Raw genomic sequence first — 21,692 nt, 5'->3', positions numbered from 1 at the left:
ACCTCTCAAGCTCAATATGGAGCAGTTGCTCCTCGACGAACCCGTCGAGGTGTCCATTCCTCTGAAACCCCCGACTCGTGCGCAGGTGCTTGACGACGAAACCCGCGCCCGCGAATTCGTCCGCACCTGGCAAGCATGGGAACCCGCAGGTGAGGTGGAGTGGGCTACGCGTTCCTGGGCGGGCTTGGGCAAACACGACGTGCCGGTGCGACTGATGTTGTCCGGATGGGATCGCGTAGCAGAGGTGGTCGGGCGTGCTGGGGAAGTTGCCCTGGCTCGCGAAAGGTTTGCGCGTCTGATTCAGCTGTTTCCCGACAGTTCGGAGTTCCGGGAGCGTGCTGCTCGCACCAATTCAGCGTGGATTGCGCTTTCAGCGGAAGATTTCAACCGACTTTGCCTCGCATTGCATTGGTTTCACGTGAAACCACAATCCGGCCTGCGTCCGCGTGCGGTGCCTATCGAAGGTCTGGACACGAAGTGGATCGCCACGCACCGGAGATTGCTGCAACGGCTCCTTGGGGTGAACGACCTCGGGCTCGCCGAGGGCGACCGCATGATGAGGGTACGGTTCTTGGATTTTTCGTTGGCACCGGCGCCAGGGCTTGTCGATGTGTCCGTTCCCTTTGGCTCGCTTGCGCTCCCGGATGACCTTAGGGTGCTCGTCGTCGAGAACAAGGAGACGTTCCTCGCACTGCCGCACACGCCCGAAGGCTCAAACGTGGTGCTGGTTTGGGGTGCGGGGTACACCGCCGGCGCGCTCCACGAGCTGCCGTGGGTCCGTCAAGCGCGGCAGATTGTGTACTGGGGCGATGCGGACGCGGACGGCTACGCCATCCTGAACACTGTGCGTACCCGTTTGTCTGCCGACGGGTGCTCCGTTTCGGTAGTCAGCGCAGCGATGGACATTGACACCGTGCAGAGGTTCCTCCACCTCGCAGTCGCTGACCCAGGGGATACTGCACGCGTGCTCCCCCGCCTCACCGAGGAGGAGGAACGTGCACGGCGGTTCTTGATCGCATCAGGGAACAAACGGCTCGAACAGGAGCGTGTATCCCTGGACTGGGCGCTCTCACTGCCACAGTTAGCTCCGTTGTGGGATCGGCCATCCCGAGATGGAGCCGTGTAACTCCTCTACACTGGCCGCCATGCGCTACGTGGACTACGACGAAGCAATGGCCACCCTCTCCCCCGCCGCCGCGGTCCAGGCCGTGCGCGACGCGCTGCTCAGCGGCTTCGACCCCGCGACTGACTCGCAGCGCCAAAAGGTCGGCCTCCCCCACGGCGAGATGCACCTGCTTCCGTCGGCGCTCGACGGTGCGGTCGGCGTGAAGGTGCTCGGCATCCAGCCGCCGGGCTCGACCGTGGATGTCCCGTTGATCCAGGGCTCGTACCTGCTCATGGGCGGCGAAACGCTCACGCCGGAGTGGCTTATCGACGCCGCCGCGCTCACCACCCTCCGCACCCCCGCCGTCGCCGTCGCTGGGGTGCTTTCGCTTCTCGACGACCCCGTAAACGCCGTCATCTTCGGCACCGGCGCCCAGGGCCTTGGCCACGCCGCCACGCTCGAGGACGTCCTCGACGTCTCCTGCACGTTCGTCTCCCGGACTCGCCCGGACGGTTTTGCCTATCCCTGGGCTGAGGCGGGCACGTCCGCTGCCGACGAGGCGGTGGCCGGCGCTGAACTCGTGGTCACCGCAACCTCCTCCCCTTCTCCGATCCTGAGCGCCGAGCATCTTCGCGACGGCGCCATCGTCCTCGCCGTCGGCGCCCACACCACCGACACGCGCGAGCTTGATACTGACGTCCTTGCAGGCGCGCAGGTGATCGTCGAAGACGTCGGCGCCGCCAAGGGCGAGGCCGGCGACGTTGCCATCGCGGTCGAGGAAGGCGCACTCTCGTGGGACGACGTCGTGTCCATGGCCGACGTGGTCCGTGGCGATGTTGCGCTGGACACCAGCCGACGCATCGTGTTTAAGACGGTCGGCATGCCGTGGGAGGACTTGGCGGTGGCGCGGGCGCTGGCCGCAGCGGCATCGTGATGTTCCACGTGAAACATTCGGGGGCTGAAAAAGGCTCTTAGATTCCTAGCGTCCAAGAGTTGGGAACGTTTAGGCGAGGGGTGGCCCGGGGGTAATGGGTTGTGGAAGAGGGGGACGAACACTATTCTCTATCCCATCACGACTAGCCGACCTCTCCGTACGGGGAGGCGGCTAGTTTTATTTATATGGATGATGAAGTGCGGGTTAAGGCGGGTTAAGGCTCAAAAAGTGTGTCTGCTATCGGCGTGTCGCGGGGGTTAGATGTGGCCTTTTTGGATGCCGATTGAGTGTGTGTACTCGGTATCGATACCGTTGTCGTAGAGGGCTGGTCGTCCTGTTTCATAGTCGGCTTGGTTCTCGTTTCGGGTCAGGGTTGTAACTTTGGCGAGTTGGTCTTGGCCCCAGTTGGACTGTCTGGCGATGTGTATTGGATCGCCAGGCAGTTCCGTTTTCAGATACAGCCACCAATCCAGCATTTTGCGTTGGTGCTCACCGCGTCTGCCGCGATGAGTTCTCGCAAGGAGCTTCAGCTGGGCGTTGATGCCGCCTTCAAGGCTGTTGGTGGTGGATTTGATCCGATGCGGCTTAAGCACGTCTTTCGGGGGCTTGAGGTAGACAAACAGTAGGTCATTGCGCCACAGGTGGTTGAGGCTGTTGTAGGCCTTGCGCACGTTGACATGGGTCCACACGAGTGTGTCTTTGCCTGTTTTCGGGTCTTTGACCTGTGTCTTTTCGTTGAGCCAATCCTTGTAGAGCGTGTGAAACTCTTGCAGTTGTGCACCCCATTGTGCAGCCTCGTCCAGGGTGGTGATGCGGGTGAGTTTCAGTGCGAGTTGGTAGATGGTGCGGCCAGCATCAGTGCGTGGTCGTGAGGTGGTGTAGCGGCGTACTCTGCGTTGGGCGTGGACGAGGCAGGTTGCGTCCCTTAGTGTGGTGTAACCCTTGCTGATGGTGGGCCCTTGAAAATAGTGGGCGGCCACCGTCAGTAACCTTTCGACTCAACTACCACATCTCACCGAAAGGCACATGACGATGACCGCTGCACCGCATTCTATCGACCCGACAACCTATCTGGATGATTTGCTGGCCCAAGCGTCGCCGGATCTGATGCGCCAGATGCTGCAAGGGTTTATCAACCAGATCCTCTCCGCCCAGGCCGACACCGTGTGCGGCGCTGAGTACGGTGTTGCTTCCACCGAGCGGGTCAACCAACGCAACGGGTACCGCCACCGCGACCTCGACACCCGTGTCGGCACGATCGACGTGGCGGTACCAAAGCTGCGCCACGGCGCGTTCTTTCCGGACTGGCTGCTCGAGCGCCGCTCACGAGCGGAACGCGCACTATCGACCGTGATCGCGACGTGCTATCTCAAAGGAGTCTCCACCCGCCGAATGAACGATCTGGTGGCAACCCTTGGCATTTCCAACATGTCGAAATCGCAAGGCTTACGCATGTCGGAAGAACTCGACGAGATGGTCGCAGATTTCAAAAACCGCCCACTCGACCCCGGCGGGTATGCCTACCTGTCGTGCGACGCACTCACGATCAAAGTCCGTGAAGGTGGCCGGGTAGTCAAATGCTCCGTACTGCTTGCCACTGGGGTCAACGCCGACGGGTACCGCGAAATGCTCGGTATGCATGTTGCCACCGCGGAATCCAACGCATCGTGGAAAGGCTTCTTCCAAGACTTAAAAGCCCGCGGACTTCGCGGTGTCTTCCTTATCACCAGTGACGCTCATGAGGGCATCCAGCACGCGATATCTGAAGTGCTGCCCGATGCATCCTGGCAGCGGTGCCGGACTCATTTCGCGAAGAACCTCTACGAAAAAGTCCCCAAGACACAGTGGCCGATGGTCTCTGCGATGTTCCAGACAATCTTCCAACAACCCGACGCCCAATCCACCTGGCGACAAGCCCGCGAAGTAGTTGATTTACTGGAAGTTCCGGCGTATCTGGAGGAAGGTGTGGTCGAAGAACCCCGCCGAGCGGTAAAACTGGGAGATCCGCCGGCGCACCGATGTCGTGAGTATCTTCCCGAACCGCGACTCGGTCATCCGGCCTGTTGGCGCGGTGCTTGCCGAACAGCACGACGATTGGATCCAACAAAAACGCTACATGTCACTATCCGCACTCGAACACACCAAACACCTCATGCACCAAACTGGAGGTGACCATGACGACCACCACCAGCTAACCGCATAATCCAAACCCCGAACTTCATACCGAGCCGAAAGCACAAACGGCTACACCACTACACGGGACTTGACCGGCGATTACGAATTCGAGATTCCGGAGTACCAGCGCCCGTACGCATGGGGAGCCGAGGAAGCCCTCCAACTGTTGTCCGATCTGTCCGGTGCGTTGGAGCGTGACACAGATGAGCCGTATTTCCTCGGATCGATCGTGTTAGTCAAAGCCCCTGGCAGTCCGCGCTCTGAGGTCATCGACGGTCAGCAACGACTGACTACGTTGACGATCCTTCTGGCGTTATTGCGGGATCTCGTGGACAAAGAAAGCTTGCAGCAGTCGATCCACAAACTCATCGAGAGCGAGGCGTTGGAATGGGACAACGTGCCTGCCAAGCCACGTTTGAACATCCGACCGCGTGACACACATTTCTTCCGCACCTATGTGCAAACGCCCGGTGCAACCCAGGCGCTTATCGGGCTCAGCGACAACGCTGTAGGGACCGATTCTCAGAAGAGAATCCGCAACAACGCAAAGGCTTTACACGAGGCACTTGTCGAGTGGGACCAGGAACAGTTGACCCAGCTGTTCAAGCTCATTGCCGCTCGCGCATACCTGGTGACGGTGTCCACCCCGGACCTGAATAGCGCGTACCGGATCTTCTCAGTGATGAATGCGCGAGGGCTTCCGTTGTCTCCTCAGGACATCTTCAAATCCCAGGTGATTGGCTCAATCGCGGAATATGAAAAACAACAGCACGCTGAGGTGTGGGAGAACCTCGAGGAGGAACTCGGGCGCAAGCAGTTCGGCGACCTGTTCTTGTACATCCGCGCGATAAAGTCTCGTACTCGTGCTGTGAAGGGTTTGTTACAGGAGTTTCCCGACCAGGTGCTCAATGCATACTTGCCCGACAATGGGAAAGGCTTCATCCGCGAGGTGCTCGAGCCGTACGCGAAGGCAGACATCCGAATGCTTGCCCAGGATTTTCACGGTGATGATCCACGTTGGGAGGAATTGAACAACTGGCTGAAACGGCTGGACCAGCTTGATAACGACGACTGGCGCCCGCCAGCCTTGTGGGCACTCAAAGAACACGGGGAAGACGTCGAATTCCTGGTGCAATTCATGTCCAAACTCGAACGATTGGCGGCAAGTATGCTGCTGCGGCGAGTCTATGCCACTCCACGCCAGCAGCGCTACATGGAGCTGCTGAAACAGCTCGTCGAGGGTGACGGCCTCCAAGCGGACGCATTCGAGCTCTCCGATGCCGAGCGAAGAGAGACGCTCGACCGCATCGACGGTGAGCTTTACCTGGCAACCCGCGTGCGCAAGTATGTTTTGCTGCGACTCGATTCGGTTCTCGCCCAGGACCCAGGCGCGTCATACGACCACCGCATCATCACTGTCGAGCATGTACTCCCCCAGACCCCTCCGCAGGAGAGTCAATGGGCGCGAGGACTTCTCCGAGGAGGACGCGGAGCAGTGGACGCACCGCCTAGGCAACTTGCTGCTGCTTAACCGCCGTTCCAATTCTCGAGCACAAAACTACGACTTCGCCGTGAAGAAGGACAAATACTTCACCTCTGATCAGGGAGTGGCGGTATTCGCCCTCACCACGCAAGTGCTGAAGGAACCCGTGTGGACACCTGAAGTTATCGCCGACCGTCAGAAATATCTGGTGGGGACTCTGGCGCGGGAGTGGGATTTGTCCTAAGGCTTAGTGTGTTTCGGTCGGTGGTGTGAGCGGGCCGATTGGCGCTGCCTGCTGGTCGGCTTCGTCGCCCTCGCGGTCTTCCCAAGCCGCCAACGTGGTAGTTGGTTCTTCCTGCAGGTGCCACATCGTTCTGCCATTTGCTGCACCGCCCACCAGAAACGCCGCTGCGGCGGACGGGCTGGTGAACTCCAAGTCTGAGGTCAGCGTGTTGTCTTGGATCTGGTCCGCGTAGCGTTCCCGGGTGGCGTGGACCCCTCGCGGGGCGCTGGGACGCAGCTCTGGGCGCAACGTGGATCCCTCCAGGACGAGGAAACCGGAAGCGGTGCGCTGGCCTAAGCCCTGAACACCTTGGCTGAGAACGGTGAGTTCGAAGACCGGTTCTTCGTCGTCGCTCGGGTGCGTCGGGGCTGCAGCCGTGTTGGTCGAGGTGCGAGCCTTCGACGAAGTTGCCTTCGGCTGGAACGCGGAAATGCCCAGAGCGCTGATGATGAGGTTGGTGTTTTCGATAAACTCGTCCAGCTCCGCTTGGGTTGAGCGTAATCCTGACTCAGATTGAGGTGACGGAGGTCGCCGATGGGTCAACCCTTGCGGACTCCGCATTGCGCCGTGTGGGGCCTGCCGAGATTCGACAGTTGCGCAGCGCCATCAGTTAAGCCGGGGTCGGCAATGCCAAGAAGAACTGTGGCGCGGGAGATAGAGTGTTCCTATGAAAAAGCTTCCTCTCCTTGCTGCAACAGCAGCACTACTCATCACAACACTGTCCGCGCCTGCTGCTAACGCCGAGCTGACCCCTACTGAGCGGGACCAGTTCCGCACCGATCCCGTCGGGGCGATTGCTTGGCAAGCTATTAAGGGCTCTTCGGAATACGTGCGCGCCGATGGCAACACCATGATGGCCGCGTCCTTCTTCTCCATGACTTCGCCCGGGGAGAGTATCGGCCTGCCAGCCCTGGAGAACTGCGCCGAGCGCGTCGGCTCCTCTTCGCCGGCAGGCGGTGTGCGCTACGTGGCGGCAGCCCTGTGCGCAACCTTCGACCCGAATGCCCGCAGTCAGGTGCAGCGCGGTGACTTTGGCTACGCGCCGCTGGGCTAAGCCGGTGCGTAGATAGGCAGATCGCTGCGTGTATGCGGCCGAGGCCACCCTGCGAGCTTGCCCTCGGCGAAACGAACGTGCCGATCTGAAATTGAGGGCGCTTGCCTCCAAGTCGGAGCGAACACACCGAAATGCGCTGTTTTGCGCTAACCTGACGGCCTATAGGAACAGATTCGGTGCGAACGTTCCGTAACAGCATACGGTCAGCGAGGAGACGTGACACGTGGACATAGAGGCACTCGGCAGCTTTGTGCGCGCCCAGCGTAAGGAGCGGAGGCTGACCCAACTGGAGGTCGCCGAGCTTGCCGACGTGTCGGACCGGTTCCTTCGGGAGCTGGAGCACGGTAAGCCGACGGCCGAGATTGGCAAGGTGATCGACGTTCTTGCCGTGCTCGGGTACGACCTTGAACCCGTCGTGCATAGAGCTGACGAGCTGGGGCGATTTTGAGCGTCGCCCCTTGCGGACTCCACATTGCGGACAAGTAGGTACGCACCAACTGTTTGAGGCCGCCAAGTTTTGAAACTGCCGGGCATGGAGCTATTGCCTGAAGCGTTGACGCTTAATGGTATCTTCGGCATGAGCACCTCCATCAATCTCTTCTCGGACATTCTCGAGGCAGCCAAGTTAGCGGCTGAAAAGAACGACCTCCGTCAGGCACTGGGGCGGTCTGAGGAATCGGCGGCCAGGTTGATGGTGGAGATCAGCGGGGAGGCACTCGCGCACGAACTGCGGTTTGCTGGCGTATACGGGCTCGCGATCTCCGCGCGGGAATGCGCCGACGCCGGACGTCTGGACATGATGGGGCCGATTTGCGACACCATCTCACGCGTGTTGCCGCAACCTCTCTCCTATGCGGACGAGGCGGATCGCGCGATGCGGGTGGAAATCCGAGAGGTTGAGTTCCCAGAACCTAGCGCTGAATTGGCTGGTGACGGCCTGGCAGAGATGGGCCTGAACTACAAATGCAGCGAGGTGGATGGCAGTGAAATCGGTAAAGACTCCGGCTCAGCGTACTTCCCGCTGCCGCTGTTCGCGCCGGGGACGGCGGAACCGCGCGTGGTTATGGAGATGTGGGTCGATGGCCTGCAATTGATCGTGGACCTGGAGGCGAAGCTCGCGGGGTACGGTGCCCTTCGGGACATGGTGTATGCCGTGGAGGAGGCGGTAGACCGGCACCGGTTCAGCAGTTGGGGGATGTGGCCCGCGTAGCGGCGGTATCGTCAGTGGCCACTGGAGGTCCACTGACGGTCCTCCGATGGTTCACTGACGGAGGTGAACAATGGTTACTCAACCTTTGGCAGAATCGTTCCCAGTGGGAGATTTCCTCGCGGAGGAATTAGAAGAACGTGGTTGGAGCGAAGCAGATTTCGCCGCGATCATGGGACGGCCGACGCGCTTTGTTAAAGAGATCATCTCGGGCGAGCGGGAGCTTACGCGGGAATCCGCTGAGCTGGTCGGAGCAGCACGTGGTACCTCGGCAGAGCTGTGGCTCAATCTGCAAGACACATTTCTTGCGTGGAGGCACGGGTAACCTCGCCAATCCGCCCCTACACTCGGGTTCATGAGCACTCAAGATATGAACACGCAGTTGCAGGATCAGGTTGCCGTGGTCACCGGCGGCGCGGCAGGTATCGGCGGGGCAATCTCGCGCACTCTCGTCGCACGTGGAGCGAAGGTAGTGGCCGTAGACATTAACGACGACGCCGGCGCCGCCCTCGAGAACGACCTCGGGGACAACGTTGTCTTCCTCAACGGCGACGTGAGCAAACCGGAGACCGCGAAGAAGGCCGTAAAACTTGCGGTGGAGAAGTTTGGCAAGCTCACCGGCGTGGTCAACAACGCACACGCGTCGCGACAAAAGCCATTCACCGATCTGCAGCAGGAGGACTGGGACCTGTCCTTCGGCACCGGCTTCGAGGCCACCAAGAACTTCATGCTTGCTGCCTACCCGCACCTTAAAGACAACGGTGGCGCGATCGTGAACTTTGCCTCCGGCGCCGGCATTGTCGGCCAGCCCACCCAGGCGGCGTACGCGGCAGCTAAGGAAGCGATTCGTGGCCTTTCACGCGTGGTAGCCAACGAGTGGGCGAAGGACGACATTCGCGTCAACGTCGTCGGTCCGATGGCGCTAACCGAGGGCGTGCAGAAGTGGTCCGAGGCATTCCCGGAGCTCTACCAGCAGTCTCTGCAGCGCATCCCGCTCGGTCGTTTCGGCGACCCAGAGACAGACGTCGCCCCGGTCGTCGCATTCTTGCTTAGCCGCGACGCCCGCTACATCACCGGCCAAACACTCATGGTGGATGGCGGAACCAACAAGGTCTACTAGACGTAGCTGCGCGGGACGAGATGATTACGGGTCAGCGTCACGAGGAGTAGCAATGGCTGGTTATCTTCCATATGGTCTTGTCTCGGGGGCTGGTGAGGTTGCGGTTATCGAGTCGCCCAACGGTGGATGGAACGTTATCTACTCCGACCGCAGAACAGCGGGCGGCGGAGCAACCGTGGAGGGGCACGACCAAGAGTTCGCCAACCGTCTTGCCCACCTGTTCGTGGCCAAAAGCAAAGAAGGCGTGAACCCTGGCGACCTATTCGGCACGTTGTGCTGGAAGTTCAAGGCGGAACGTATCGAGATCTACAACAACCTTTCGACACTCTGCCTTCTCACCGGATACGGTGAGCCACTGCCAGACGAGGAGTAACTGACCCCTCGCATCCGCCCCCTACACTCGGTGCTGTCCGTCTTCGCCGCTGTCCCGGAAGGTGCCCATGAACGTCACGCAGCTCCGCGACGTCATCTTCACCGCGGGTGTCGTGTTCGACAATCTGTCCACCAGCTGGCTCGCGACAGGTCGGTTCCTCCAGTCGAGCGAGGTCGCCAGCATCGGCGCGTCTTGCGTGTGAACCCCCAAGCGCTGCTTGTTTAGCACTTTATTCGTTTGGTGCGGTTTTCCGCGGGGAAGTGTTCACTCAAATGAGCAGTCAGAGGCTATGCAGACCGTAGATCGCTCTCTACACTTCTTCTCATGGGGAGAAAAGGGTGGGCAAGCGGGCCAACGCGTAATTTAGGCAAGTTCTCAAACGGCCGGTGTTTTCACCAGACGGAGTCATGGTCTGCGTGAGAATTCGTTTCGAAGACAAGATCCTTAAACGCCTTGCCGAAGATTCCACGTTCCAGCCAAAGCGTTGGTCTCCCGAGCTGGTGCGAGCCTTTCGTCGCAAGATTCAGGTACTTGCAAATGTCAGTGACGAAAGAGATTTGCGAGCGCTGAAGTCCTTAAGACTCGAGCAACTTCGAGGCGATCGAGTCGGTACCTCATCGATTCGATTAAACAGGCAATTTCGCCTTGTCATTCGGTTTGAGACAGATGAAGATAGACGCATCGTAGTTGTGATCGAGATGGTCGACTACCACTAATGGGAGGTGAACGATGACTACTCAACCACTGGCCGAAGCTTTTCCGGTCGGAGACTACCTGGCTGAAGAATTGGAAGCGCGCGGCTGGAGTGAAGAAGACTTTGCAGAAATTCTGGGCCAGCCAACGACGTTTGTGGAAGCGTTGATTTCAGGGCAACACGAGCTCACGAGAGAATCAGCAGCCCTCGTCGGTGCGGCGCTGGGAACTTCGGCAGAGCTGTGGCTGAACCTGCAGGACACGTACCTGCGGCGCACTCAGTAGTTCGCGGACTAACGGAACGAATTCGGCGTGATCGCTCCGCAAAGACAAACATTTGGCAAGAGGAAGTGACACGTGGACATTGAGGCGCTCGGCGCTCCTGTAAGTGCCCAACGTAAGGGGCGGAGGCTGACTCAGCTTGAGTACCGAGGATCTTGTTGCAGAGCTTGTAGCTGCAGACCGAGATAGGCATCCGCCCCTACACTCGGTGCTGTCCGTCTTCGCCGCTGTCCCGGAAGGTGCCCATGAACGTCACGCAGTTACTCAGCGTCATCTTCACCGCGGGTGTTGTCTTCGACAACCTGTCCACCAGCAGGCCCGCCACGGGCCGTTTCCTCGAAACCGGCGACACCACCGGCGTGCGCGGACGCAGCGACCTCGCGTTGCTTGAAGACCTCAAATCCGCCGGTGAATTCATCCTTAACACCCCCGCCACCAGCGTCGACGCGTCGTATCTGAAGCGCATCAACGCAAAACTCACGCGGAGCGCGGCGCTCAACCCGGGCAGTTTGCGTACCGACGACCAGGGTATTGGCGTGCGCACTCGCTACGGGCGTCACGAACCGCCGGCGCTCTCCGACTCAGAGCTCGACACTCTTATCGACGACGCCCTCAACCACCCCGACCCAAAACACGCCTCCGTCGACCTATTCCTCCAGGTCGCCCGCGCGCAACCGTTCGAGGATGGTAACAAGCGAACTGCGATCTTCGCCGCGAATGGCTATCTTCTCGCCCAGCAGTCGCCCTTCCTGCTCACCGCGCCCTTCGACGAGGACGACCCGTCCGTCACCGAGCACTTCAACGACCTGCTCGCCCGGTTCTACATGTTCGGCGAGGATGGGCCGGTGAGAGATTTGTTGTTGGGGCGTGGGGTCGTCGCAAAGCAATGCCCGTAGACCGAACCCAAGAACCGGAATGAGCGCACCGAAACGAACAAAACTGCGCTAAACTCGCGGCCTAACGGAACGAATTCGGTGCGAACGCTCCGAAAAAGCACACGTTTGGCAAGGAGAAGTGGCACGTGGACATTGAGACGCTTGGCGCTTTTGTACGCGCCCAACGTAAGGAGCGCAGGCTGACGCAGCTTGAAGTCGCAGAACTTGCCGACGTCTCAGACCGGTTCCTTAGGGAACTCGAGCACGGCAAGCCGACTGCGGAAATCGGGAAGGCCATGGAGGTGCTCGCGGTGCTGGGGTACGACCTTGAGCCTGTGGTGCATAGGGGTGATCTGTTGTGAGTTCCGCGGATCCCTCTCGGCTCCGGTCGGTGACTACCTAGCCGAAGAATCGGAAGCGCTGATTCCGGGCAGCGCGAACCCCTACCCCTGCCTGACCCGTGCGGCGGCCTCCAGCGCCGCGAACATCAGCGCTGCAAATGCGGCGCCGAGCAACGTGTGCGGCTTCTTCACGCCCCGGCGCTCGAGTGCGCGGGCGAGCTTCGTCTGGACGACAACGTGCAGGCGCAGGCCCAGCGCATTCAGCGCGATCCCACCGGCGAGCAGCCCCCACGTGACCTTCGGGTTCGTGGTGTCGGGCTTCTCCTCCACCTTGGCGGTGACGTCGTGGTCGGTGTCCTCGTAGACGGTGTCGAACTTCGCCACCGCCGCCGCGTACGCGCCGAGGATCGCCGTCCACGCGAAGATGCGACCCGGGGTGGACCGGACGTAGTCGGGGACCGCGACCAGGGTGCCGGCGATGGCGGATTGGGTGAGGCGGTCGGTGGTGGTGTCGTCGTGAAGCGATGCGCTGCGGGTTGACTGAGTCATGGGGCCGAGCGTACCGGCTCCCGTGCTGCCTTTCCAGGCTTCATATGCAGGTCTCGATATGCGTAACCCCTGGTCACGGTGTTTCTGGGAAAATCGGCCGAAATTTCGGAAAACGCTCTGACCGGCACTTACGCATATCGAGCCCTGCATATGAACGGAAACGCCCCCGACTCACCTTGGCGTTCCGCACGAACCACCGACAACCCCACCGCACAAAAACACGCAGCGTGCCGGAGGCGCCTGTACCGTAATTCTTTATGACTAACGCGGACCTGCCGGAGCAGTACAGCGATGAACACCTGGAACTCGCGCGTGACGAGTTCGACGCGGAGAACCTCACCGACGCGGATATCGACCAGATCAAGGAGCAGCGTGAGGGCGACGAACCAGACGGTTCGTTTATGCGTTGGGTGATCACGCTCTTCGGTACCGGCGTGGGTGCGGGCATCCTGTTTCTGCCGATTAATGCGGGTAGTTTCGGGTTCTGGCCGTTGGTCGTCGCTACGCTGCTCATTGCTCCGATGGTGTTTTTCTCGCATCGGACGTATGCGCGCATTGTGGCGGCGTCGCCGGTGAAGGGCCTGGATGTGCTGCAGGTGATTACGGCGCTGACGGGCCGCAAGCGGGGGTTCGCCTCGGCGGTGCTGTATTGGCTGGGGATTTATCCCACGGTGTTGATTTACGGCATTTCGATTACGAACACGCTGGACAGTTTCATCGTCAATCAGTTGGGTGGCGCGCAGGTGGACCGGTGGGTGCTGGCCACGGTGTCGGTGGGCATCATGACGGGTGCCTATGCGTTGGGCAAGAAGATCACGCTGTGGATCGCGAACGCACTGGTGTATCCGCTGATCATTGCGCTTGCGGCGGTGTCGTTGTATCTGATTCCGCGGTGGGACTTTGCCAGTTTCCGTGGCTACGAGTCGGATGTTCCGGTGTGGCAGGGCCTGCTGTTGATTCTGCCGGTGTTGGTGTTTTCGTTCAGCCACATGGCGGCGTTGAGCCAGTTCGCGTTGGATGTGCAGAAGAAGAAGGACGGCGACGTTGAGGCTGTCGAGCGTGAGGTGTCCAAGGTGGAGTTGGTCACGGCGCTGATGCTGGTGGCGTTCACTATGTTTTTCGTGTGGTCGTGCGCGCTGTCGCTCGGCGCGGAGGGTATGGATGCGGCGCGCGAGCAGAATGTGCCGGTGCTGTCGTATCTGGCCAATGAGACGGATACGCCGTTCATGGCGTGGATGAGCCCGATCATTGCCATCGCTGCGATTGTCACGTCGTACTTCGGTCACCTCCTGGGGACGGAGGAGGGCACCGGCTATCTCGTGCGCGTGGTCGCGCCGGGCTTTGCGTCTCGCGTATCGACGACCACCCTGCGCTGGTCCGTCAACATCTTCGTCTTTGTCACCGCGGTGTTGGTGGCGGTGGCGAACCCGTCGATTCTGGACATGATTTCGGTGGTCGGCGGTATTTTCGTTGCGTTCTTGGTCTACATCATGCCGGTGTTGCTGTTCCATAAGGCGGTGGCGTTTAAGCACTACGCGCGTCGCCCGGACACGATCTTTGTGCTCGTGGTGGGGTTGGTGATCATGGGTGTCACCGTGTGGAACATCGTGGCCGGCTAACTACCCCCAGAAGGTGAACGCTAGGTGCCGTAGACCGGAAACCCCCAGGTAAAGCAAAGTAGCACCAAAGGGCTTGGTAAACGGGAGGTTAATGGCGCGACCGTGAGTTTCTTAAGTGCTAATTAGGGCGCATAATGCCAGGATGTGAGCATCACTATCCTCCTCGTCCTAATTATTGTTGTGGCGCTGTTTTTTGATTTCACGAACGGCTTCCATGACACCGCGAATGCGATGGCGACGTCGATTGCTACTGGCGCGTTGAAGCCGAAGACGGCTGTGGCGTTGGCTGGCATTTTGAACCTCATCGGCGCGTTCTTGTCGGTAGCGGTGGCCAAGACCGTGGCCAACGGCATTGTGAAGCTAGACGTGTTTGACCTCAGCGACACGGTTGAGTCGGAGCGGCTCCTGCTGGTCGTGTTCGCGGGCCTGACGGGCGCCATTCTGTGGAACTTGTTTACGTGGCTGTACGGCATCCCGTCGTCGTCGTCACACGCGCTGTTCGGCGGCCTGATTGGCGCGGCGATCGCGGCGATTGGCTGGCAGGGCGTCGTGTGGGGCGGCGTGCTGCACAAGATCATCCTGCCGGCGTTGTTTGCGCCGTTCGTGGCTGGTCTCGTCGCAATGATTGGCACCTGGCTGGTGTACCGCCTGACGTCGAATGCGGAGAAGGAGCACCGCGACAATTACTTCCGTTGGGGCCAGATTGGCACGGCGTCGCTGGTGGCGTTGGCGCACGGTACGTCGGATGCTCAGAAGACCATGGGTGTGATCTTCCTGGCCATGGTGGCCGCGGGTCAGTTTGATTCGGATCACACGATGCCGTTTTGGATCCAGGCGTCCTGTGCGCTTGCGATCGCGATTGGCACCTACTCGGGTGGTTTCCGCGTGATCCGCACCCTGGGCAAGGGTCTGGTGGAGATTCACCCGCCGCAGGGTATGGCTGCGGAGACGTCGTCGGCGGCGATCATTCTGACGTCGTCGCACTTGGGCATGGCCTTGTCGACGACCCACGTCGCCACCGGTTCCATCATGGGCTCCGGCCTGACGGGCCCGAAGGGCGAGGTGCGTTGGGGCGTTGCCGGCCGCATGGCCATCGCGTGGATCACCACCCTGCCGATCGCCGCGTTCGTCGCGTTCGTCACCTGGTGGGCAGCCCGCTGGGTCTCGGATCTTGGTGGCGACCCCGTGTGGGGCGGCATCATGTTGGCAGTGGTGCTTGTGATTTGCGGCGGTTACATGTTCATCGTGGCGCAGCGCGAGCCGGTGCACCGCGACAATGTCAACGATGACTGGGAGAGCGACTCGCTTATCGACGAACCCACCACCCCCCACCGCGGCGAACCCGCCCATATCGTGGATACGACCCGCGGCCTGGACCACCAGTAAAGAGGTATAGGTCATGCTTGAAATTCTGAAGTCTCTGTTGATGGTGCTCGGCACCGGCTTGCTGCTCGGCGCTGGCCTGCCGGCGTTGTTCTCGTTGAGCATCCACTTCCTGTCGCCTGAGGAGGACGGCACGGCACCCGTGGGTGCGCGCCGGGTGATCGGCTGGGTGTTCCTGGCTGTGGTGCTGGTGGCGGTGGTTGCGGCGATTCTATTGATCGCTCGCGAGCGCATTGAGTACTTCACCGGATGGGACCCATATCCGTTCCTCTAGTCACATGCGTCACATTAATTTTTAGTGCGTATGCAGGGATTATTCGCACGGGCCAATCGTTGGTGTTGACAAACTATTTGGCCCGGCCTAGGGTTGCCTCAAGATGAACGGAAGGTGAACAACCTTCACGCTTTGAAAGGAGGTGAACCCGCATGATGAACCTGTTCGACCAGATTCGCGCGTGGTTCCGCGATGAGGACCGTGGCCTTGCCACGCACATCGACGTGTCCCCGCTGGCAGTCCTCCCCCGCGCATAAGCGGTAAACGGCATGTACGCCCGCGTCCCTGAGGTTTGGGGCCGCGGGCGTTTTTCGTCGATAAGCAAAGGCGTGGTCTATGATCCGTGTGGCGTATGACACCCCCTAACGAGGAAGGCGACATTGACCACACCAGCGCGTGAATTTAACTTAAAACATCTGACAGATGCGGACATGCGGCAAATCAAGGCCGAACGTGCCGCTGACGCGCCCGACGGCGGCACCCTGTCCTGGGCAATCACCCTCTTCGGTACTGCAGTGGGCGCGGGCATTCTGTTCCTGCCTATCGACGCCGGCTCGTTCGGCATCCTCCCCCTCATCTTCATCTCGCTGCTGGCGCTGCCGATGGTGTTCATGTCGCACCGCACCTACTCGCGCATCGTGTCGGCCTCCCCGGTGAAGGGCCTCGACGTCCTGCAGGTGGTTACCGCCCTGTCCGGCCGCACCCGTGGCCTGATGACGGGCCTGATGTACTGGCTGTCCATCTACCCCATCGTATTGATCTACGGCGTGAGTATCACCAACACGATGGACAGCTTCCTGGTCAACCAATTGGGCGGGCCGCAGCTTCCGCGCTGGGTTATGGCAGCGCTGTGCGTGGGTGTGCTCACCGGCGCCTACGCCATGGGCAAGAAAGCCACCCTGGCGTTTGCCAACATCCTGGTCTACCCGCTGATCATCGCGCTCGCGGCCGTGTCCATCTACCTCATCCCCCAGTGGGACCTGGCCAGCTTCCGCTCCTACCAGTCCGACACCCCAACCTGGCAGGCGCTGCTGCTGATCCTGCCGGTCTTCGTGTTCTCCTTTAGCCACATGCCGGCGATCTCCCAGGCGGCCCTCGACGCGCAGAAGCGTTTCGATGGCGACGAGAAGGCCACCGAAAAGCTCGTCTCCAAGATCGAAGCCATCTCCGCGATCATGCTCGTCGGCTTCACCATGTTCTTCGTCTGGTCCTGCAGTCTCGCACTCGGTGCCGACGGCATGGACGCCGCCCGCGAAGCGAACATCCCGGTCCTGTCCTACCTGGCCAACGAAACCCACGCGCCGTTCCTGGCGGTGCTCTCCCCCATCGTCGCCCTGTGCGCGATCGCTTCGTCCTACTTCGGCCACGTCATGGGCGCGGAGGAAGGCACCACCTACCTGGTACGCGCCGTCGCCCCGAAGTTCGCGGACCGCATCAGCCCCAAGGCAATGCGCTGGGGCATTTACGTCTTCGTGTTCGTCACCACCGTTGCTGCAGCCGTGGTCAACCCGTCCATCCTGGACCTGATCTCTGTCGTCGACGGCGTATTCATCGCCTTCCTGGTGTACATCGTGCCGATGCTGCTCTTCCGCAACGCCAAGGCATTCCGCCGCTTTGCCAACAAGCCCGAAACCATCTTCGTGTTCGTTCTCGGTGTGATCATCATGGGCGTCGCCATCTGGCAGATGTTCGCCGGTTAGGTGACACAATAAGAGTCATGGTTCGGATCTATTACTCCACCGTCTATGGCTCGACCCGCGAGTACGCCGAGGAGCTCGCATCGCTTCTCGACGACACCGCGCAGCCGATTCCCTCCACCTCGCCTTCAATCGACGGGCCGGTGGTGGTCCTCTCCCCCATCCACGGCCCGTCGCACGCCGGCGCGAAGTTTGTGAAGTCGCTGCCGGCCGACGTGCCGGTGGCGCTGGTGACCGTGTGCATGTCTACGGCAGCGCCCGAGACCGACCCGGCGGCAGGTCTTCTCGGCAAACGTGCCGACTCCGTCACCCGCTTCTACCTGCCGGGCCGGATGAACTACTCAGGGCTGTCGCTCAAGCACAAGATGGTGATGCGCGGGCTGGTCACCGCGCTGAAGGCCAAGGGTAACCTCAGCGCCTCCGAGCAGGACACCGTGGATATGTACGGCAAAGACACCGACTGGGTGGCCTTTGCGGCGTTGGACCCGGTGGTGGCATGGGTTCGTCGTCAAGCGGACGCTTAAAGGTGCACGACCTCGACATCGCTGTCCTGCTCGGCCAGGTAGTCCGCCGCCACGGAACGGTGGCAGACGTCGGGGTCGGGTTCTGAGCAGAGGAGCACGGAGGCGTCGGCAAGTTTCGGCATCGCGCGCTCGTCGAACTCTGCCCGCAACTTCTTCGCGAACTCCTCGAACGGCAGGCCCTCCTTGCGGTAGGCGTGCATGAGGTCCTCGCTGGGCGCGAGGGCGAGTTCGTGGGTGTAGCCGATGCCCGCGATGGTGTCGAGGAACCACGGCAGATCGGACTGCTTAGTAAAGCCCGCGAGCTGGTTCGAGTTGTGGCGCCGGATATCGACGACCTGCTTGATGTCGTTGTCACGCAGAATGTCAAAGAATTCTTCGGCGGTCTTCTTGCTGTATCCAATGGTGAAAAGGTGCATACCCGCGAGGCTAGTTGCGGCATTGCGGACTCCGCATTGCGGACAATTGGGTCCGTACCAACGATTGGTCGTGGCCAACGAAAACGCCGCTCCGGTATTCGCCGGAGCGGCTTTGGTGTTCTATATCGAAATTAGAACGGCAGGAATTGCTGGATCATCGGGCCGACGACCGGGGCGAGAACGCCACCGATCAGGACCAGAGCGGAGATGACGGTGCCGGTGATGACCAGGGCCTTCTTGGTGTCGGTCATCGGTTGGGACTGGTAGTTCTCCCGGTTAGCGCAGGCCTTGTATGCATTAAAGGTCTCGCGGCCGTCAATGGTTGCGGAGTCGCTGGAGCCGAAGGCCTCGGCCATGTCTGCGGAGCCTACAACCTTTGCATCGAGCTCCGGATTCATCTTCAGGTACTCCTGGGCAGTGTCTGGAGTGATGTTATCGATGCCCATGGCGGTGACAACGCGGCAATTGTGGTTGAGGTTGGACATCGTGTTGGACGCAGCGTTGGCGTCAACAGCGCCGAGGGAAAGGGCCATGGTTGCTGCCAGGGTGGCTGCGGCGATCTTCTTCACAGGGAAACTCCAATTCTTGGACAGGGGAAAAACAGGTTCCACTTATGAAGATATTCCCATGTATGGCGGGTGACAATTACGGTCGCCGAAAGGGAATTTCGTCACCCCTGTTCGGGGCACCGCAGGCACCGCAGGTGCCGCAGGTGTCACGGGCATTGCGGACTCCGCATTGCGGACAACTGGGGGCGCACCAACTATCGGCGCCGGGCAGCGAAAAAGCGGCCGTTCGGTGAGGAACGGCCGCTTGGTGTCGTCGCAAAGATTAGCGCGGGAGGAACTGCTGGATCATCGGGCCGACGAACGGCGATGCCAGACCAGCGATTGCCAAGATCACAGCGAGCACGGTGGAGCCGATGATGGCAGCCTTCTTGCCCGCGGTCATATCGGCGGTCTTGTAGTCCACGCCCTTCTTGCAGGCGTCGATGGCCTCGAGGTTGTTGGCGCCGTTGATGAGCTCCTGGTCGGAGGAGCCGAAAGCCTGGCCGAGGTCAGCGCTGGTGCGCACCAGGCCGTTCGTGTTGTCCGGGAGGATGTCCTTGACCTTTTCGTCAACCTTGGCCGGTGCGACCTCGATCTTGTTCTTCTGGCCATCGAGGGTCAGAACGCAGACGCGGTCGTCGCCCGTGCCGCGCATCTCGTTGGTTGCGGCGTTGGCCTGAACAGCGCCGAGGGAAAGGGTCATGGTTGCTGCCAGGGTGGCTGCGGCGATCTTCTTCACGGGAGCTCCAAGTCTTAGAGGGGAGTTATGAACAGCTATCAATATAGCCAGTTGTCGTTATTAATTTGTAATGTAGGGACATTTTGGGGCGAATAAATGCGCAGGAAACAATTCCGAAAGATATAGAAAGATATCGGAACAATTCTCTGACCTGGGGAAACGTCTGTAGATGCCTGCCCGCAAGCCCGCTATATCTTTTCTATATCTTTCAAATCCCAAAAACGGCCCCGAAAACAATTCCCTGGGGAAATGTACAATCGCACCATGGTTACAGAATCTGCCTGGGATGATCTTCTCCCAAACGTGCGTGATGCGCTTCAGGCGATCAATGACGGGGCAACGGCGGACTCGCAGGAGTCGCTCATCTTGGAGTTCAAGGAGGACCCCGCCGCTCGAGGAGGAGGACAGGCGGAGAGGGAGCGGTTCGTCGACAAGTTGGTGGATGAGGCCGTCTGCATGGCGAACGGGGAAGCAGCCATGGGGTACATCGTGGTGGGTGTCGCCGACAAGGTTCCCGGGAGGGAAGCGTTTACGGGTACCAAACTGGATGAAGAAAAGATCACTCACCGGATCTTCGTCAAGACCAATCCCAACATGAACGTCCAGGTCACGACGTTGGATGCGTGGGGCGCAAGGCTCGTTGTTATTCACGTCCCTGAAGCGCGGGCGTTGTACACGCGTAGCGACGGCGCCGCGAAGAAGCGCACCGCAGACGGCCAATTTTCCTGCAAGGAGATGACGGAAGAGGAGCGTCGCGCTATCGACGCGGCACGTCGCAACCCGGACTACTCAAACGGACCAGCCGATATCTCGATAGACGACTTGCCGTTAGCGGTAGTTGAAGAGGCACGCAGGATGCTCCGCCAACACCGCAGGACACGCGGCCTCGATGCTGCCGTCCCTCAGACCACAACGGGACTGTTGCGGGAACTTGGGCTTTTGCGTGACGACGGCAAACTTAAACGTGCCGGCGAAATTCTCCTGGCCAGTCAAGAACCAACGGACGTGGTTGTGCGCCACCTTTGGCGGACGTTGCCGGGTGAGGAACCCCGAGCGACGTTGATTTCCGACCCGGTCCTGCTGGCACTGCCACGCCTTCGCCGACTGATCGCCGAAAACGGTGACACTGAGATTGAACGGGTCCAGTTTGACGACGGTGAAGAAGTTGCCATCAGCCGTTTTCCGGAACAAGCGGTTGATGAAGTTGTTGCGAATGCATTCATTCACCGCGACTGGCGACTGCCCGGCCCGGTGGTTGTCGAGCAGTCCAATCGAACGCTTAAAGTCACCTCCCCTGGCCCACTCCCGCCAGGTGTGACCCGGGACAAACTCCTATCTACGTCCTCGGTTCCGCGGAACAACCGGCTGATGGCGGCAATGCGCACGCTCGGCTTGGCGGAAGAAAGCTCTCGTGGTTTTGACCGTATGTGGGCGACCATGATCCGTACCGGACGCAGTGAGCCGGAGGTTATCGCGACCGACGTGAACGTCCAAGTGGTTCTGGCTGCGCAGAAACCGGACGTGGACTTCATCAAGGGGCTGAGGCGGCTGTCGAAGCGTTACGGGGAGGTTGTCGTCGATAGTGTGGCGTCCTTGATTGTGTTGTGGCACCTCAACTCCGCAGCACTCATCACGGCAACGACCGCAGTGCAGAAAACCCAGCTCACATCGCTTGAGGTCAGGGAGCTCATGGACGACCTTGTGGAACGCGGCCTCCTCGATTCCGTAGCCGACGTAAACGAATGGACACTCAGCGGCGAAGCTCGGAAACTTCTCAACTTGGGCCAGGCTGGCGAACTGGCAACGGTAAGTATTCAGGAATGGATCGAAGCAAAGCTTCTCGACGGCGAAACCCTCCGGTCCGCCGACATCGCCGATCAAACTGGCGTCAGCGTTGCAGAGGCGGGCAGAATCCTGCGACACCTTCGAAGCCTCGGTAGGGCAAAGATTGATCCGGAAGGTCCCCCTCGTGGCCGCGGCACCCGCTGGATTCGCGCTTAACGGTGCGCGAAACAATT

Annotated in this window: 26 protein-coding genes and 2 pseudogenes; 22 read left to right on the top strand and 6 right to left on the bottom strand. The window is 60.3% G+C overall.

All coding sequences use genetic code 11. The features are described 5' to 3' along the window. The first annotated feature begins 16 nt into the window (after window positions 1–16). The gene (locus tag CCOY_RS11885; RefSeq protein ID WP_167594480.1) at window positions 17–1,126 is read left to right on the top strand and encodes a DUF3322 domain-containing protein; all 1,110 of its coding nucleotides are present in this window, start codon (window positions 17–19) and stop codon (window positions 1,124–1,126) included. Between the two features lie 19 nt (window positions 1,127–1,145). Further along, on the top strand, window positions 1,146–2,039 hold the full coding sequence (locus CCOY_RS11880; RefSeq protein ID WP_167594479.1) for an ornithine cyclodeaminase family protein: 894 nt from the start codon (window positions 1,146–1,148) through the stop codon (window positions 2,037–2,039). A 257-nt stretch (window positions 2,040–2,296) separates the two neighbouring features. On the opposite strand, the pseudogene CCOY_RS11875 reads toward CCOY_RS11880, so the two are convergent. Further along, window positions 2,297–2,953, bottom strand: a pseudogene (locus CCOY_RS11875) (transposase family protein); the annotation flags it as partial. A gap of 118 nt (window positions 2,954–3,071) precedes the next feature. On the opposite strand from CCOY_RS11875, the pseudogene CCOY_RS11870 reads away from it, so the two are divergent. The 3 genes and pseudogenes from CCOY_RS11870 to CCOY_RS11860 all read left to right on the top strand — a co-directional run bounded on the left by CCOY_RS11870 (window position 3,072) and on the right by CCOY_RS11860 (window position 5,941). Beyond that, window positions 3,072–4,242: pseudogene (locus tag CCOY_RS11870) on the top strand (IS256 family transposase). Window positions 4,243–4,302: 60 nt separating this feature from the next. Beyond that, entirely contained in the window at window positions 4,303–5,745 is a 1,443-nt protein-coding gene (locus CCOY_RS11865; RefSeq protein ID WP_244268654.1) for a DUF262 domain-containing protein, read from the top strand. Next, a complete protein-coding gene (locus CCOY_RS11860; protein ID WP_244268653.1) occupies window positions 5,639–5,941 on the top strand; it encodes a GmrSD restriction endonuclease domain-containing protein in 303 nt (100 codons plus the stop codon). The genes CCOY_RS11865 and CCOY_RS11860 overlap by 107 nt, the downstream gene beginning before the upstream one ends. A 3-nt stretch (window positions 5,942–5,944) precedes the next feature. On the opposite strand, the gene CCOY_RS11855 is transcribed toward CCOY_RS11860, so the two are convergent. Next, window positions 5,945–6,523: a DUF4357 domain-containing protein gene (locus CCOY_RS11855; protein WP_167594478.1), complete on the bottom strand. Its 579-nt coding sequence runs from the start codon at window positions 6,521–6,523 to the stop codon at window positions 5,945–5,947. A 124-nt stretch (window positions 6,524–6,647) separates the two neighbouring features. Between CCOY_RS11855 and CCOY_RS11850 the strand changes: the two genes are divergently transcribed. The 11 genes from CCOY_RS11850 to CCOY_RS11800 all read left to right on the top strand — a co-directional run bounded on the left by CCOY_RS11850 (window position 6,648) and on the right by CCOY_RS11800 (window position 11,946). Further along, window positions 6,648–7,034: a hypothetical protein gene (locus CCOY_RS11850; RefSeq protein WP_070422092.1), complete on the top strand. Its 387-nt coding sequence runs from the start codon at window positions 6,648–6,650 to the stop codon at window positions 7,032–7,034. Between the two features lie 223 nt (window positions 7,035–7,257). After that, complete coding sequence (locus tag CCOY_RS11845) at window positions 7,258–7,482, top strand: helix-turn-helix transcriptional regulator (RefSeq protein WP_034996602.1); 225 nt, start codon at window positions 7,258–7,260, stop codon at window positions 7,480–7,482. Window positions 7,483–7,566: 84 nt separating this feature from the next. Next, window positions 7,567–8,244, top strand: a complete 678-nt coding sequence (locus CCOY_RS11840) for a hypothetical protein (protein WP_092100989.1) — start codon at window positions 7,567–7,569, stop codon at window positions 8,242–8,244. Window positions 8,245–8,347: 103 nt separating this feature from the next. Beyond that, window positions 8,348–8,566 (top strand): helix-turn-helix transcriptional regulator, encoded by a 219-nt coding sequence (locus tag CCOY_RS11835; RefSeq protein ID WP_070771129.1) that lies wholly within the window; start codon window positions 8,348–8,350, stop codon window positions 8,564–8,566. Between the two features lie 30 nt (window positions 8,567–8,596). Next, window positions 8,597–9,361: an SDR family NAD(P)-dependent oxidoreductase gene (locus CCOY_RS11830; protein ID WP_244268652.1), complete on the top strand. Its 765-nt coding sequence runs from the start codon at window positions 8,597–8,599 to the stop codon at window positions 9,359–9,361. Between the two features lie 52 nt (window positions 9,362–9,413). Beyond that, window positions 9,414–9,734, top strand: a complete 321-nt coding sequence (locus CCOY_RS11825; protein ID WP_070820098.1) for a hypothetical protein — start codon at window positions 9,414–9,416, stop codon at window positions 9,732–9,734. A gap of 67 nt (window positions 9,735–9,801) precedes the next feature. Further along, window positions 9,802–9,936, top strand: a complete 135-nt coding sequence (locus CCOY_RS11820) for a hypothetical protein (protein ID WP_256365574.1) — start codon at window positions 9,802–9,804, stop codon at window positions 9,934–9,936. Window positions 9,937–10,141: 205 nt separating this feature from the next. Continuing rightward, window positions 10,142–10,450 (top strand): type II toxin-antitoxin system RelE/ParE family toxin, encoded by a 309-nt coding sequence (locus tag CCOY_RS11815; RefSeq protein WP_070422087.1) that lies wholly within the window; start codon window positions 10,142–10,144, stop codon window positions 10,448–10,450. A 13-nt stretch (window positions 10,451–10,463) separates the two neighbouring features. Then, complete coding sequence (locus tag CCOY_RS11810) at window positions 10,464–10,712, top strand: helix-turn-helix transcriptional regulator (protein WP_070840756.1); 249 nt, start codon at window positions 10,464–10,466, stop codon at window positions 10,710–10,712. A 242-nt stretch (window positions 10,713–10,954) separates the two neighbouring features. Then, complete coding sequence (locus tag CCOY_RS11805; RefSeq protein ID WP_092100983.1) at window positions 10,955–11,605, top strand: Fic family protein; 651 nt, start codon at window positions 10,955–10,957, stop codon at window positions 11,603–11,605. 125 nt (window positions 11,606–11,730) lie between these two features. After that, complete coding sequence (locus CCOY_RS11800; RefSeq protein WP_070840758.1) at window positions 11,731–11,946, top strand: type II toxin-antitoxin system Y4mF family antitoxin; 216 nt, start codon at window positions 11,731–11,733, stop codon at window positions 11,944–11,946. An 81-nt stretch (window positions 11,947–12,027) separates the two neighbouring features. Here CCOY_RS11800 and CCOY_RS11795 read toward each other — a convergent pair whose 3' ends face one another. Then, the gene (locus CCOY_RS11795; protein ID WP_070840759.1) at window positions 12,028–12,474 is read right to left on the bottom strand and encodes a hypothetical protein; all 447 of its coding nucleotides are present in this window, start codon (window positions 12,472–12,474) and stop codon (window positions 12,028–12,030) included. 257 nt (window positions 12,475–12,731) lie between these two features. Here CCOY_RS11795 and CCOY_RS11790 point away from each other — a divergent pair, with 257 nt between their 5' ends. The 5 genes from CCOY_RS11790 to CCOY_RS11770 all read left to right on the top strand — a co-directional run bounded on the left by CCOY_RS11790 (window position 12,732) and on the right by CCOY_RS11770 (window position 17,971). Next, window positions 12,732–14,093 (top strand): SLC5/6 family protein, encoded by a 1,362-nt coding sequence (locus tag CCOY_RS11790; RefSeq protein WP_092100982.1) that lies wholly within the window; start codon window positions 12,732–12,734, stop codon window positions 14,091–14,093. A gap of 144 nt (window positions 14,094–14,237) precedes the next feature. After that, window positions 14,238–15,479 carry an inorganic phosphate transporter gene (locus CCOY_RS11785; RefSeq protein WP_083316681.1) on the top strand — a complete coding sequence of 414 codons (1,242 nt, stop codon included), beginning with the start codon at window positions 14,238–14,240 and terminating at the stop codon, window positions 15,477–15,479. A gap of 13 nt (window positions 15,480–15,492) precedes the next feature. After that, the gene (locus tag CCOY_RS11780) at window positions 15,493–15,750 is read left to right on the top strand and encodes a hypothetical protein (RefSeq protein ID WP_070422082.1); all 258 of its coding nucleotides are present in this window, start codon (window positions 15,493–15,495) and stop codon (window positions 15,748–15,750) included. 431 nt (window positions 15,751–16,181) lie between these two features. Next, window positions 16,182–17,450: an amino acid permease gene (locus CCOY_RS11775; protein WP_143028435.1), complete on the top strand. Its 1,269-nt coding sequence runs from the start codon at window positions 16,182–16,184 to the stop codon at window positions 17,448–17,450. 17 nt (window positions 17,451–17,467) lie between these two features. Next, window positions 17,468–17,971 carry a flavodoxin domain-containing protein gene (locus tag CCOY_RS11770; protein WP_070422080.1) on the top strand — a complete coding sequence of 168 codons (504 nt, stop codon included), beginning with the start codon at window positions 17,468–17,470 and terminating at the stop codon, window positions 17,969–17,971. On the opposite strand, the gene CCOY_RS11765 is transcribed toward CCOY_RS11770, so the two are convergent. The 3 genes from CCOY_RS11765 to CCOY_RS11755 form a co-directional block, all read right to left on the bottom strand. Next, on the bottom strand, window positions 17,968–18,387 hold the full coding sequence (locus CCOY_RS11765; RefSeq protein ID WP_070422079.1) for a DUF488 domain-containing protein: 420 nt from the start codon (window positions 18,385–18,387) through the stop codon (window positions 17,968–17,970). The two genes, CCOY_RS11770 and CCOY_RS11765, sit on opposite strands and share 4 nt — an antisense overlap. A gap of 131 nt (window positions 18,388–18,518) precedes the next feature. Then, window positions 18,519–18,956: a hypothetical protein gene (locus tag CCOY_RS11760; protein ID WP_070771136.1), complete on the bottom strand. Its 438-nt coding sequence runs from the start codon at window positions 18,954–18,956 to the stop codon at window positions 18,519–18,521. A gap of 262 nt (window positions 18,957–19,218) precedes the next feature. Continuing rightward, window positions 19,219–19,674, bottom strand: a complete 456-nt coding sequence (locus tag CCOY_RS11755; RefSeq protein WP_070771137.1) for a hypothetical protein — start codon at window positions 19,672–19,674, stop codon at window positions 19,219–19,221. Between the two features lie 264 nt (window positions 19,675–19,938). Here CCOY_RS11755 and CCOY_RS11750 point away from each other — a divergent pair, with 264 nt between their 5' ends. Continuing rightward, window positions 19,939–21,675, top strand: coding sequence for an RNA/DNA-binding domain-containing protein (locus tag CCOY_RS11750; RefSeq protein WP_092100977.1), 1,737 nt, complete (start codon window positions 19,939–19,941; stop codon window positions 21,673–21,675). Window positions 21,676–21,692 lie beyond the last annotated feature (17 nt).

It is taken from the genome of Corynebacterium coyleae, assembly GCF_030408635.1.
GTDB lineage: Bacteria > Actinomycetota > Actinomycetes > Mycobacteriales > Mycobacteriaceae > Corynebacterium > Corynebacterium coyleae.
This window is presented reverse-complemented; position numbering and strand designations above follow the sequence as displayed.